This window comes from Armatimonadota bacterium (assembly GCA_023511795.1).
GTDB lineage: Bacteria > Armatimonadota > UBA5829 > DTJY01 > DTJY01 > JAIMAU01.
Window position 1 is genome coordinate 303,865 of the sequence record JAIMAU010000002.1, and the last position, 12,493, is coordinate 316,357.

At 47.8% G+C, this 12,493-nt stretch carries 10 protein-coding genes; 4 read left to right on the forward strand and 6 right to left on the reverse strand.

What is annotated here, in order from left to right; all coding sequences use genetic code 11:
* Positions 1 to 15 precede the first annotated feature (15 nt).
* The 3 genes from K6T99_04130 to K6T99_04140 form a co-directional block, all read right to left on the reverse strand.
* Positions 16 to 600 carry a sigma-70 family RNA polymerase sigma factor gene (locus K6T99_04130; GenBank protein ID MCL6518995.1) on the reverse strand — a complete coding sequence of 195 codons (585 nt, stop codon included), beginning with the start codon at positions 598 to 600 and terminating at the stop codon, positions 16 to 18.
* Between the two features lie 371 nt (positions 601 to 971).
* Positions 972 to 3,608 carry a family 10 glycosylhydrolase gene (locus K6T99_04135; protein ID MCL6518996.1) on the reverse strand — a complete coding sequence of 879 codons (2,637 nt, stop codon included), beginning with the start codon at positions 3,606 to 3,608 and terminating at the stop codon, positions 972 to 974.
* Positions 3,609 to 3,988: 380 nt separating this feature from the next.
* On the reverse strand, positions 3,989 to 6,013 hold the full coding sequence (locus K6T99_04140) for a hypothetical protein (protein ID MCL6518997.1): 2,025 nt from the start codon (positions 6,011 to 6,013) through the stop codon (positions 3,989 to 3,991).
* 138 nt (positions 6,014 to 6,151) lie between these two features.
* On the opposite strand from K6T99_04140, the gene K6T99_04145 reads away from it, so the two are divergent.
* The gene (locus K6T99_04145) at positions 6,152 to 8,554 is read left to right on the forward strand and encodes a hypothetical protein (GenBank protein MCL6518998.1); all 2,403 of its coding nucleotides are present in this window, start codon (positions 6,152 to 6,154) and stop codon (positions 8,552 to 8,554) included.
* 34 nt (positions 8,555 to 8,588) lie between these two features.
* Here K6T99_04145 and K6T99_04150 read toward each other — a convergent pair whose 3' ends face one another.
* The 3 genes from K6T99_04150 to K6T99_04160 form a co-directional block, all read right to left on the reverse strand.
* Positions 8,589 to 9,191: a peroxiredoxin gene (locus K6T99_04150; protein ID MCL6518999.1), complete on the reverse strand. Its 603-nt coding sequence runs from the start codon at positions 9,189 to 9,191 to the stop codon at positions 8,589 to 8,591.
* Between the two features lie 155 nt (positions 9,192 to 9,346).
* The gene (locus tag K6T99_04155; GenBank protein MCL6519000.1) at positions 9,347 to 10,579 is read right to left on the reverse strand and encodes a hypothetical protein; all 1,233 of its coding nucleotides are present in this window, start codon (positions 10,577 to 10,579) and stop codon (positions 9,347 to 9,349) included.
* Complete coding sequence (locus K6T99_04160) at positions 10,518 to 11,081, reverse strand: hypothetical protein (GenBank protein ID MCL6519001.1); 564 nt, start codon at positions 11,079 to 11,081, stop codon at positions 10,518 to 10,520. Before K6T99_04160 ends, K6T99_04155 begins: the two co-directional genes overlap by 62 nt.
* A 251-nt stretch (positions 11,082 to 11,332) precedes the next feature.
* On the opposite strand from K6T99_04160, the gene rpsF reads away from it, so the two are divergent.
* The 3 genes from rpsF to rpsR all read left to right on the forward strand — a co-directional run bounded on the left by rpsF (position 11,333) and on the right by rpsR (position 12,438).
* Entirely contained in the window at positions 11,333 to 11,626 is a 294-nt protein-coding gene (gene rpsF / locus K6T99_04165; GenBank protein ID MCL6519002.1) for a 30S ribosomal protein S6, read from the forward strand.
* An 87-nt stretch (positions 11,627 to 11,713) separates the two neighbouring features.
* The gene (gene ssb / locus K6T99_04170; GenBank protein ID MCL6519003.1) at positions 11,714 to 12,148 is read left to right on the forward strand and encodes a single-stranded DNA-binding protein; all 435 of its coding nucleotides are present in this window, start codon (positions 11,714 to 11,716) and stop codon (positions 12,146 to 12,148) included.
* Between the two features lie 50 nt (positions 12,149 to 12,198).
* The gene (gene rpsR, locus K6T99_04175) at positions 12,199 to 12,438 is read left to right on the forward strand and encodes a 30S ribosomal protein S18 (protein ID MCL6519004.1); all 240 of its coding nucleotides are present in this window, start codon (positions 12,199 to 12,201) and stop codon (positions 12,436 to 12,438) included.
* Positions 12,439 to 12,493: the final 55 nt, after the last annotated feature.

Below are 12,493 nucleotides of genomic sequence, written 5' to 3' on the forward strand. Positions count from 1 at the left end.
TTTAGTTTGACGACTTCAAGACTCGAAAAGTTCCCTGACTGCTTGCAGTTTGTCTTTGAGAGCTAGTCGCGCTCGATTGAGCCTCGATTTGACGGTTCCGATTGGTAGGCCGATTATCTCTGCTATCTCCTCGTATGATTTACCCTGTGTGTGGAAGAGCACTACCATTACCCTTTGGTAGTCGGGCAGACTATTGATTGCTTCCTGGAGCATATCGGAGCGCTCTTTTGCTTCGAGTACCTCGATTGGCCCAGGTGAAGGGTCCTCAATTTGGCGCGTTACTGTGCTTTCTTCAAGCTCAATATATTCGTCGAGAGGAATGTTCAGATGGCCTTTTGACCGCTTGCGTTCGTCGAGATAAACATTGGTGACGATTCTAAACAACCAAGTGGAGAAATTTGCATCTCCTCGGAAACTTTGAATTGCGTTGAATACTTTAATAAATGCTTCGGAGATTACGTCGTTTGCGTCATCATAGTTGCCACAAAGACGGAAAGCAAAATTATAAATTTGCTTCTCATATCGACGAATTAGCTCGTCGAATGCTGAGATATCGCCTTGTTTGCAACGTTCGATTATGGCGTACTCGTCTTGGCGCAATGCTTTAGCATCCTTATGCGTGCGAACCACGCTGCTTTCAATGCTTTTAACCCTTTCCAATGCTTACCTCAAGGCGTTTGTTTTTACGCCAGTTGAAAAGTACTGCTATGCTATAATTTTCTCAGCACCTTTATATACGCTTGAAACCGCTAGTTATTCGCTGGCTATTTTTGCTCAGCTTTTACTTACAGCAAATGCTAGGTGCTGTTCGAAGGAGTAAATTATCATTGCAAGGAACTTATAATTATTATAGCACATTTTTGTTTAAGTTCCACACAGTAGTCTACCCAGAAGTGAAGAAGGGCGGGGTTATAGCTGACCCCGCCCATTTCATTCAACCTCGATTCGGAAAGCCCGCGTTTTTTAGGGCATTATTGCGGCGTTTGTTTTGGGATAATGAGCGCTAAGTCGTCCGCATGTGTTCGTACCCAATATCCTTGCCAGGGCATTACGAGTTCTGTTTGGTTCTTTCCGTTTGACTTTAGCCATACATGGCCCAACCTTTGAGTTGCGTTGTCCCAAGTGAATAGCAAAGGCATAATCCAGCCAGCTTTGACAGCCTCTTGGATTGTTAAAAGCTGTTTGCCGTCGGTTATCGTCATATCTTGATACCTAGATGGAGCAGTGAATGGCTGAGAAATTAGATTCCATCCACTCTTCGGCAGTGTGATTCTCATGTCTGCTGCGTCCTCATTGTTGAAGCCGGCATAGCTTATTTTCTCTGTTTTGATTGAAGTTAAGCCGTAACCTTCGCCTCGAAGAATTCCGAATTTGCTGTCATCCCAAGGATTGTAAGGAATCCAAGAGTCGCCATTCCAGCTGCAAAGCTTGTCGGTAATTTCAAGCCCAGCGAACACTGCATCGGGAGCGGAGTTTTCGGGTGCGCAGGGTACGCCGATTAGATTGAAGCCCTTTCTAATTGCTTCTTGTGGTGAGGTTAAGCTAACCAAAGATTCGCTGGACTGGATGTCTGACTGGTAGCGAACTCTGATTACGCGGACCGGTGCCGTTTCACCTGCGTCCATGCCGCTGATGCCGGTTACGCGGGCTACAGTTGTGGGTATGTTCTTTCCTGGACAAATAACCTTTACCATGCTAGATCCATCGTTGATTACAAACCAACCGCTCCCAGACTCGACAACCTTGCCAGTGCACTGGATGAGTAGCCCTGTAGTAATTGGCTTGAGGTCGAGGTCCTTTATCTTTACGGCTAAAGCTCCTAACGGTGTTCCCGCCTCGCTACTGAGCAATCGAGCTTTGTCTAGCACGCGCTCGCCATTTTCGGTAGTTAGCACGCCAACATAACTTACTACGTCTCCTTCAACGACAGGATTTGTCCAGAAAAGCGGTTTGACTTTGAGGCCAGCTGTCCTGTTGGGTTCTTCGATGTATATACATCCCTCTATCGCACCTGTTGGTGAGGTGACAGACTTGCCGATTACCCTGATTTGCGTGCCGTCGGGAAGTTCGCGAGCTTCCCAAAGCGTTACTGGATCCACCAAATCAAGGCTAAAATCGAGGCGGGTAGCGAGTCCAGCTGTGACGACTGCTGTTTTCGTTGCTGTTTTGAACCCTAGCGAGGAGACGTTGACGGTGTACTCGCCTGGCGGTAGGTCTACAAAAACGAAAGTACCCGTGCCATCGGTAAGCATGCTTTTTGAAATCGGTCCGCTGATGGATACTTGTGCCTTACAAATCCAGTTGCCATATACTGGGTCGTTTGGCATTGAAGAATCGGTAACCTGACCAAATAGAATACCTTCAGTTGGATTGCTTTTCCAAGGCATGTCAGGAAGTGGTGCAGGGAGCGCAAACACAGAATCCTTGATTGCTTGGTAGAAGGCATAGCTAGGTTGGTTATCTTTGTTTGTAGAGCGATAGCTATATGTGCAGACGCCTTCACATCCGGCAGTTCTGGCGTATCCAATTTGGCTTATCGTACCTGAGATTGAATTAAGATATGCCGCCACTCCGTCTACTACATGGCGGTCAAACTTATTGGTGATTAGGTAATTAGTCCAAAGCCGGTAATCTCTGGCCTGACTGCTATCGTGCTCGCGTTTATAGTTCATCAGGATATTCATATCGAGGATGTGTTCTTCCATCCATCGCTTGTGGTCTTGGAAAACTTCGGTGTATGCACGCGTAGCCCTAAAGTCAACATTTGGGTCGGCGCCCATCCATCCAATTGTGTCGGCCGACATCTTAATAGATGGCTTTATATAGACGCACTCGGCATAGCACTTCCGTACTAAGTCGGTAATCTGGTTTCTTCTGAAATCGCACCAAGTAGCCCAAAGAGGGTCGGATGTTTTTGTTGGTGGATACGAGCCGTATTCACGTCTGAACCTTTCACAAGTAATATCGTTGTAGCCCCATGGATTGGCGGTGTAGCCCTTTGGCCAGTAAGAGCTTTCGGGATAGCGAATGCGGTCAAAATTGACGCCGTCAACGTCGTACTTAGAAAGTATGTCCTTGAGGAGGTCGCAGATATATTGCTGAACACCCGGCACGCCAGGGTCGAGCTCCCAATATGTGCCAACAAGGTTTGTTCCATTTGCGGCTTTATGTAGCCATTCAGGATGTGTTCTGAAAACATGGTTTTCGGGAGGCAGTGGCCAGGCGGTGTTCCAGATGCGGTATGGTATTATCCAGGCATGAACTTCAATTCCCTTAGCATGGGCTTTCTCTAGGCAGTCTGCGAGAGGGTCGTATGGGGGATCGGTTACGACAATATTGCGTGCCCATGGTTCGTAGGCTGAGTTGTAGTAGGCGTCTCCGCACTTCCTAACTTCAAGGACAATGGCGTTATAATTTGCGGCGGCGGCTGTGTCTACTAAAGTCGTTACCGAATCTGGATCATATGGGCCAGGGCTGCCCCATGTGTCTACCCACAAGCCTCTGAATTCGGGCGGTGCTGTGTTTTGCGCAAGTGCAGTGGTAGCGAATGCAATTAAAAATAAGATGGTTAGGAAGGCAAGCAAAATTGCGCTCCGTCGTGTGTGCATGTTTTATTAATTCTCCTTTCCGTTATGTTCTTTTTAAGATGCCGCATTCTTGCCACTTTTTTGACTAATTTTTAATTAGTAATGTTGCTCTACTTTGCCGCTGTGACTTATAAAATTTTCACAGAAGTAGCAATCGAATACTTAAGTTGGCCCTTTGATACCGAAAATACTGCCAGGTTTCTGTTTTGTCAATCTGCACTTATACCAGTTTTAGAAGCTTTTCTGATTTTTCAAATAAAACAATGAAAAACCGGTGATTGGCGTGCAAGCATATGTATAAGGTCTACCTTTGCAAGTTATGGTTTGCATGGAAATAAAAATATATTATTTGAGATTCGACCTAGGAAGTTTCTTTCTATTAAGGCAGTGTTAGCCAACTCCTAAGATTTCTTAAGTCTTAACCTGACGAGAGAATTTGGTGGGAATGTGTGAGTAAAGCCTGTTGAGTGTATTCCCGTGGTTGAGTGAATTGGCTTGACAGCTTCCGGTTCATCGAATGTATTCATGGCCATGAAGTCGTCGCCTGTAAGTGTTTCTACAAAGGCTTCGCATTCAGCTTGGAAATCATGAAGTGCAATATCAACTGTGAGTGGGTCTTTTGGATGCCGATTGGATACGAGAATATTCATTTCCTTTTCTGTTTCATCGAGTAGAGCGATGGCGTCTAGCCAGGGTGCGTCATTCCATTCGGGCAAGTCGGCAAGCTCTGCAACTGAGAATTTTGGCCCTGTAATGCGGATATTAATAGGGGTTCGCCCGGGTTGAGATGCATACATTCTGTGCGCCCAGTAAACTGGGTTTGGGTATACGAACTCCCGTTGTTTCCGCAGGCCGCCGCCATGGTTCACAAGGGCTGAGTGGGTTATAATTTCCACTATTCCTTGGCTTCTAATTGCTGTGTTTGCCATTCCAGCATAAAGTAGTGCTTCTGAGAGGGTTTGGTTATTTGGCAGTTCTGGCCTGTGGGTATGTATTTGTAGCTCAGTAAGTGCAATCGTTGGAACTCTAACTCCACCTTCGGCCATTTGGCGTGCCATTTCGTGGAGATGAGCCTCGAACCAGAATGGGAGTGCCATGAAAGCCTTATAGGCAATCTCTGGGTCGGTTTCTGCAGGAATTCCAGCGCCCCTGAGCTGGTGTGTGGAAAGCGAGCGTAGAATGTCGGCGTCTTTCTCGATGATGGGTTTGTTCCAATTTAGGTCCTGGCCGTTCGCAATGAACTTAATGTTGGGATCAACGGCGTTCATAGCTTCGTAGAATCGGCGATATCGTTCGGCATATTCCTCGGGTGTGCAGTTGCCGATTTGCCAGCTGCCGTAAAGTTCGTTGCCAATTTCCCAGTATTTGACACCATAGGGTTTGGGATGCCCATTTTTTGCGCGAAGTTTGCCAAGTTCGGTGTCCAGTTCGCCGTTGCAATATTCAACCCACTGTGCCGCCTCCTCGGGTGTGCCGTTTCCGGCATTAATGCAAATCAGGGGTTCACAACCTAGCAGTCGGCACAGCGCAAGGTGTTCATCCGTTCCAACATGATTTGGCTCTTCCTGGTCCCACGCAGGGTTCACCCGCATTGGGCGTTCATCAAGCGGGCCCACTCCATCCTGCCAATGGTAGCCTGAGACAAAATTCCCACCTGGGAAGCGAAGCATTGTCAGTTTTGATTCTTTTAAGAAGTGAAGTATGTCGGGGTCAAAACCTTCTACATTGTCCGTTGGGAATAGGAAGCACTGGTCAAGGAAGACTTCTCCTTTTTCTTCAGCTCCGATGGTAAAAAGTAACGGCTGTCCACGCTCGACGCCATTGCGTTTAATGGTTAACTTGCCTTTGCGCTTTTGCCAATTTGGATTTACTGAAAACGTCGTTCCGCAGAGGTCCTTACCGTCAAGCGTTCGGATAATGGCGTGGAGTTCCTTTATCGTCCCTTTGGCCCATACAGTAAATTCGTATTCGCAGGTGCGGTGGATTGGCAGATAGATTGGTTGGAGGATGCCAACTTGTGGCGTGCTTAGCGACCGAATTTCAATTCTTTGGGATGTTTCCGAGTTAATTCTATCGGTAGAGAGTGAGTACGAAACGTTCCCTGTGCCCCAGCGCGCCCAGAAGCAAGCAACGCCTGCCTTATGACTCTCAAGGAGGTCAGGCCAGACTTCGGAGATTCCGGAGTGAGCTAACTTCCGTTCAAGGCCCTTCTCGCCGTGGTGGCTGAAATACTTTGATGGTTCGAAGCCGCTATTTCGCAAAATCTGCGCCCAGAAGCCATGGTATATATTGTTACCAAGGTTCTCGGTAAACTTTCCGAAAAGGTACGGAGATATCGGCTTGGATTTTTCGCCTGCAAATACCTCAATTCGTGGTTTGTCGCCGGGCTTGAACTCTACTATTGGCTTGGATTCGGTTTGCCTCAATTTCTCTACCTTAAATAAGAGTACCCACATTGGGTCATTTATATAAAGCTATACTAGCCCTATCCAAGCGTTCTGTCAAGCTTAGTTTGACGTGCCTTGTAGCGGCTGTTATAATTCTCCAAGAAGGGAGTGGGGTGATTGGGTCGGTTAATTTTTATTGTGTGCCTCGTGTTTATTGCAATGGCGGCTGCGTGCCGAGCACAAAATCTGCTGACGAACTCCAACTTTTCAATGGGGCTGGAAAACTGGGAGCTATATGGCAAAGACAAGGCGCTCATTCGGTTGGGTAGCGGCGAAGGGCCTAATGGTTCGAACTGTGCCATTGTGCCTGCAGCGCATGCGACCATATCGGAGACAATGCGCTTGAAACCAAACGCGGTCTACGAGCTTTCCTTCCTATATCGTCGTAGTTCCCCTGCTTGTGCAGGAGACTTAGTTATATTCCTTAATCGGCTTGGTGAAGGGAACGCCAGTGCCGGTGTTATTAGGCTTTCATTCCCTCGGGAGTCGGATATGTATAAAGCGGGCGAATGGGAGAAATTTTGCGAAGCATTTCGCACCCCCATTCTTACGAGCTCTGGCAAGGTTGTACTCGGCGCTTCTGGTTCTGGTGAAATTGCGTATGCGCGGGTATCGCTGAAAGAGCTACCGCCAAGTTCGACGCCAACTTCACTGCTTCGCAACGCCGATTGGAGCAAGCTCAGATTACTCCGCACTCGCAGTCCATTATTCGAAGAGTTGCTCTCCGATTTTCCGGGTGGCTACACGGTTATTGCTTGGACTCACAACCTTAATAAAAAGAATCTGCCGCCAGAGTTAGCTGCTAAGTTCACCGATGAACAATGGAAGCAAGAACAGCTTGCTATGTTTCGGGAGGCTGGCGAAAACGGGCTTTATTATTATGGCTTGCCTGGTTATTCAGAAGTAGCTGAAGAGGTATATCGCCAGTTTGGGGTTAAATTCGACGTCGCTTGTGAGATGAGCAATGTTAGGAGTGCTGCGATTAAAGCTGGGGCTGAAATTTTGAATCCAAAGAAACACGCTTCTACATCGGCTGAACCATCGGTATCGCTGGTTGATCCTGCGTATATCAATGCAGCGGTGGAATATCTCAAAGCGCAAGCTGAGAGATTCAAGGGCAAGCCATATGTATTCGCCTATATGGGCAAAGATGAGCCGAGTATAAACTTTCCAGAAGGGCCGATATCAGAATGGGGACCGTTTGCAAGGCGGTGTGCAGAAGAGGTTCTAAGGGATTTTGGGTTCGGCAAATATGCGATGCCTGCTCCTGGGGACCCTGAATATCTTGCTGATGATGTTAACCGCCCATTTCGTTGGATTGCTTTCAACCGCTGGATGGCAGCGAAATATGCTGACTCCAAGAAAACTATGTACGAGGCGCTTAAGGCTGTTGACCCAAATGCACTTTATAGTCCTTGTGACTATTGGTTCATGACCGGCTTCGTGCCTTTTGACTTTGCACTCATGGCGAAGTATGGTGATATCTTCGATTGCGACCCTTATGCTAGCTCGGCAGAGCGAATCAAGGGCAGAGGACTTTACAACCACGGCTTTGGGACTAAGTTCTTGCGTGATATTACTAGAAAGCCTGTTCGTGCGATTGTGCAAGCTTTCGATTATGCTGGGTACGACATGACCCCCGAAGATTTGCTTGAGTGGGTTAGCCAAAGCCTGCGGGCTGGCGCTAGCCATATTGACTTTTACCAGATGGATAACCCTAGGTTTACACATCCCGACCGATGGAAGATGATGCTGTATATTTCGAAGGTTGTTACTTCGATGAGGGCAATTAAAATCCCTGATGACCCGGAGGTTGCGATACTTTACTCTGCCGATTCGCATCGAAGCAAAGGTCCGAGCACCAATGCAAATGAGCTTTATACTGCCTATGCCTTGCTTGGTGAAAGGGTTGGCTCATGGTTTGAATTCGTAGATGATGATTCGCTAGCACGGGGGGGAAGAAGCCTGTCTAAATATCGGGCAGTCTACATACCCTTTGGTACTTATCAGCGGAAGTCGGTCGTTCGGCAGATTGAGGAGTTTGTCCGAAAAGGCGGCGTCGTTATTTCTGGGGACCCGAGTATTTTTTCATGGGATATCAACGGGGAGAATCTTTCTTCATGGCGTGAAAAAATATTTGGCATTCGAACGATTGCTCACAAGCCTCGAAATTTTCTTGTGCTTCAAAAGAGTGAATGGGTTAGAGATTGTCTTGTAGGGACGTCGCTTCCAATTTATCCTATATTTGGCAGGAACGGGTGGTCTGAAGACAACGGCTGGCTAGTTGAAACAGCAAAGCCCGATGTTCGCGTGCTAGCCGTGTTTGCTGACGGCACACCAGCGATTACGGCGCACAGGTATGGAAAAGGGGAGGCGGTTTACTTCGCGGCAAATCCGTTTGTACCCGAGTGCCTCTTCGAAAGCGACAAATGGGACCGCCTTTTCCGTGCATTCCAAATGCACTTAGGTGCGAAGGTTGACCGCCCAATCTGGCGATTCCGTCTTCCTTCGATGCAGTAGCTGAGCTCTTGTATTAGCTTATCGAGCTTTTGACTTAGAATGCCATGTCCGGCTTCCAAACCTCCCAAACATGGCCTACAAGGTTCGGCCCTGGCTTGAGTGTAGGTTTGCCAGGCTGCCAGCCGGACGGCATGACTTCACCAGTTTCGCGAGTGTGTTGGAACGCCCTGACCTGGCGAAGCATTTCGGCGACGTTTCTTCCAACGGGAGGCGTAAGAACCTCCATAGCTTGAATTATGCCATCTGGGTCTATTATAAATCGGCCTCTCACGTTTACGCCGATTTCTTCATCGTAAACTCCGTACATGCGGCCAATTTTTCCGCCGGGATCGGTTAGCATTGGATAGGGAACGCCGCCCGGAACCATTTTGGACAGCTCTTCCTCCTGCCATATCTTGTGTGAGAATTTGCTGTCTACGCTGATGGCTAGCACTTGGACTCCGAGGGATTCAAGTTCTTCGCGTTTGACGGCGACCGCCGACAATTCTGTCGGTCAGACGAATGTGAAGTCGCCGGGATAAAAGCAGAGGACTACCCACTTTCCACGATAGTCTGATAGCTTAATGTTGATGAAGTTGCCTTCAAAGTAGCCGGCTGCTTCGAAGTCGGGGGCAAGCTTGCCACATGCTGCTTCCATTCTGTTACCTCCTTTTGGTGGGTTTCAACTTTCCATTTCCCCATCTTAGGATGTTATTAAACGTTGGTTGGGTTGAAATACGCAAACAATACCGACTGTAATGATGAAAAGTTTGGGGAAGCTACGTATGTGCCAAGAGGTTTTGCTATTGGTTGTTAATCCTCTTCCAACCTCCGATACCATGTCTGCCAGAGAATAAGCGATGCTCCGACGACAATTCCTCCGGCGATTAGTGCCTCGGTAAAACGATGGAGGACAAGGTAGATAGGGCACATCCACATCGCAATTAGCCAGGGGATGCCAACCAGAACGTTTGCAAAATCTTGGCCAAACGGTCTTCGGAGTCTATCGTCTAAAACCAGGTCTTTTGCAACGGCTCCCCACCATCCTGCAGGGCGCACTTCTATATAGAACTTTCGCAGAGTCTTTTCATCGGTTGGCTTAGTAAGAAGGGTTACGGCGATGGTTATGCCGAGCACCAAGAAAACAATGGCAGGGAAGGTTAAATAAAGCGGCATAGCGGCGAACTTCGGCACAAACGCTTGAATTAGCGAAAGCACCATCCCAGAGACTGCGCCTGCTGCGTATCCCCAGCCGTTCATCCGCCACCAATACCAGCGCAGAACATTCGGCATTAATACTCCAGCGCCGAGGGTTCCCATAATCCACGTGAACATTTGATTAATAGACTTTGCGGCGAAGCCGATAGCTATTCCTAAGGCGATGAGGAGGGCTGATGATACATAGCTTGCATAGATTAGTTTGCGCTGTGAGGCATTTGGATTGATGTATTTGTGGTAAATATCTTTCACGATGTAGCTGGCTCCGCCGTTAACTGTTGAGTTAAACGTTGCCAGAAAGCCCGAAAGCAAGGCAGCGATGGCGAATCCCCTAAGCCCAACAGGTAGCATGTTTTGGATGACTGAAGGGAGTACCTTCTCGGGGTCTCCAATTTCTGCCAGTCCAACTATGCCAAGTATTGCTAGCCCCATTGCCATAGGCCAGCGGACTGTATGTATGATTCCCCAAAGCGCACCAAGCTTCGATGCCTCCTTTGGGTTTTTCGCTGCCAAAAAGCGTTGGAAATCATAGAGTTGCTCAGGCCCGGAGAGCGAGAGAAGAAGGCCTTTCATCACCCAGATGATTAAAAGCGCTCCAAAGAGTTTGTAGGCCGGGTCGGTAATGTATGCGAAGTCCCACTTGTTTGGGAGGAGGCTGCCCCATTCGGAGGGTACTTTAGCCAAAAGTGCTTGCGGCGAGACATGGGCAAATCCCAAGTATGCGATAACAATTGCTCCGATGCTTAAAACGATTGTTTGGAATATCTCAACCATTACAACGCCATGAAATCCGCCAACGATTACGTAAATGCCGGTAATTCCAATAATTCAGAGCTGCGCAGGTATGTTCACTAAATGGGAGATAAACTGAGCCAAATTTCCCCATTCCGGTTGCGCCGTATGCCAAAAATGCAGTAATGGTTAGGACGGCGTAGAGCGTATAAGAAGCTCGTGCGGCCTCACCCGCCTTTCCGCTTCCGAATCGGGTTTCCATCCATTCAGACCCCGTCATTACGCCTGAACGCCGAATCCACTTGCCCATATATGCCATATAAAAGACAGGGATTATGAATCCCCAAATCCATTGCACCCACATGCCTTTCAGCCCGATTGTAACGAACAAGCTAACAATCCACATTGTGCCGGTTATGTCAAAATAAGACGAGCTACCAGACATTGCCAGCGCCCACCAGGGAAGTTGCCTTTCGCCAAGAAAGTAGCTGCCAATGTTTTTCGATGCTTTCTTCTTCATCCAAATTCCTAGCGTGATTACGATGGCGAGATATGCGATAATTATTGCAATGTCAATGGGATTCAAGCGCTTGAGCATGTTTCCTCCGGTAGAACATGGTATTAAGAGAGCATTTTTGCTTTTTGATTATATTTCCCAATTAAAGATAAGCTTCCTTTGTTTTTAGTAGTAGCCGACCAAAAGAATATTCATTGCAAAAGCTCGTAAAGCATGATATAATGCGTCGAAATAGCGCCAGAAACGTGTTTTCAAAAATGCTATAATAATGCCGGCGTCCTTCCTGCTCCGGACCTAATTCCGGGGCTGCTAATCCGAGGGGAGGTGAAATAATGGTCCGTTCCTACGAAGCTCTATACATCATTCCACCCGGCTTGCAGGAAGAGGAGATTACCCCCATCACTGAAAAGTATAAGCAGGTAGTGGAATCCCAGGGCGGTGAAGTCGAGGGTGTTACCCGTTGGGAAACTCGAAAGCTTGCTTATGAAATCAAAGGTCAGCGAGAGGGTATCTATGTGCTGATGACCTTCAAAAGTGAGCCCAAAGTTGCCGCCGAGTTGGATAGAGTCTTTAGGATTGGAGAAGATGTGCTTAGGCACATCATCGTTCGTAGAGATGAGAAATAGGAATTAATAGTGGGCTATGTTGGAAGTATTGATTGGGTACTGAGTAATTGGCCAGAGTTCATAGCCCTAGATGAGGAGGAAGAGAGTATGTTGAACAGAGTGGTATTGATTGGCAGACTAGCTACCGACCCAGAACTGAAGTACACGCCTAGCGGAATTGCGGTGGCAACGTTCAGGCTGGCCGTAAGCCGTAATGTATCGAATGCACAAGGCGAAAGGGAAGCGGATTTTATTCCTATAGTGACATGGAGGCAAGCTGCTGAGTTTGCGGCGACTTATCTTACAAAGGGGCGGCTTGTTGCTATTGATGGGAGACTTCAAATAAGGTCATGGGTGGCTCAAGATGGATCTCGCCGGAGCACGGCCGAAGTTGTTGCAGAAAAACTTAGGTCTTTAGATAGACCAAAGGAGCGCACTGAGGCTGGCGTGGCAGAGATAGAAGAAGCGCCAGTGGTTGAGGAAAGCGACACCGCAATTGAGCCCCAGGAAGAGGAATTTGAAGACCCGTTTGCCGATGAATAGGCGTTGCCTTTTTAAATGCTTGATTAGATTTCGAGGAGGCTCTTAATCATATGCAGAAAAAGAATGCAACAAAATTCAAGAAAGCGCGGCGAAAAGTCTGCACATTCTGTGCAGACAAAGTAGAGACAATTGACTATAAGAATGCAACTAAACTGCGCAAGTTTATCTCGGACCGCGGAAAGATTCTTCCTAGGCGAACAACCGGAACTTGTGCTTCGCATCAGAGATTGCTGACTAGGGCAATAAAACGAGCTAGGCACATGGCTTTGCTCCCATTTACGGCGGAGTAAATTCTGTTTTGGCTCAAGCAAAAGGACGCTGGATTCTTCCGGCGTCCTTTTTGTG

Excerpts from the sequence above, each read along its gene's own strand:
- K6T99_04135 (MCL6518996.1), bottom strand. The coding sequence starts at position 3,608 with ATGCACACACGACGGAGCGCAATTTTGCTTGCCTTCCTAACCATCTTA.
- K6T99_04160 (MCL6519001.1), bottom strand. The coding sequence starts at position 11,081 with ATGCTCAAGCGCTTGAATCCCATTGACATTGCAATAATTATCGCATAT.
- ssb (MCL6519003.1), top strand. The coding sequence starts at position 11,714 with ATGTTGAACAGAGTGGTATTGATTGGCAGACTAGCTACCGACCCAGAA.
- rpsF (MCL6519002.1), top strand. The coding sequence starts at position 11,333 with ATGGTCCGTTCCTACGAAGCTCTATACATCATTCCACCCGGCTTGCAG.
- rpsR (MCL6519004.1), top strand. The coding sequence starts at position 12,199 with ATGCAGAAAAAGAATGCAACAAAATTCAAGAAAGCGCGGCGAAAAGTC.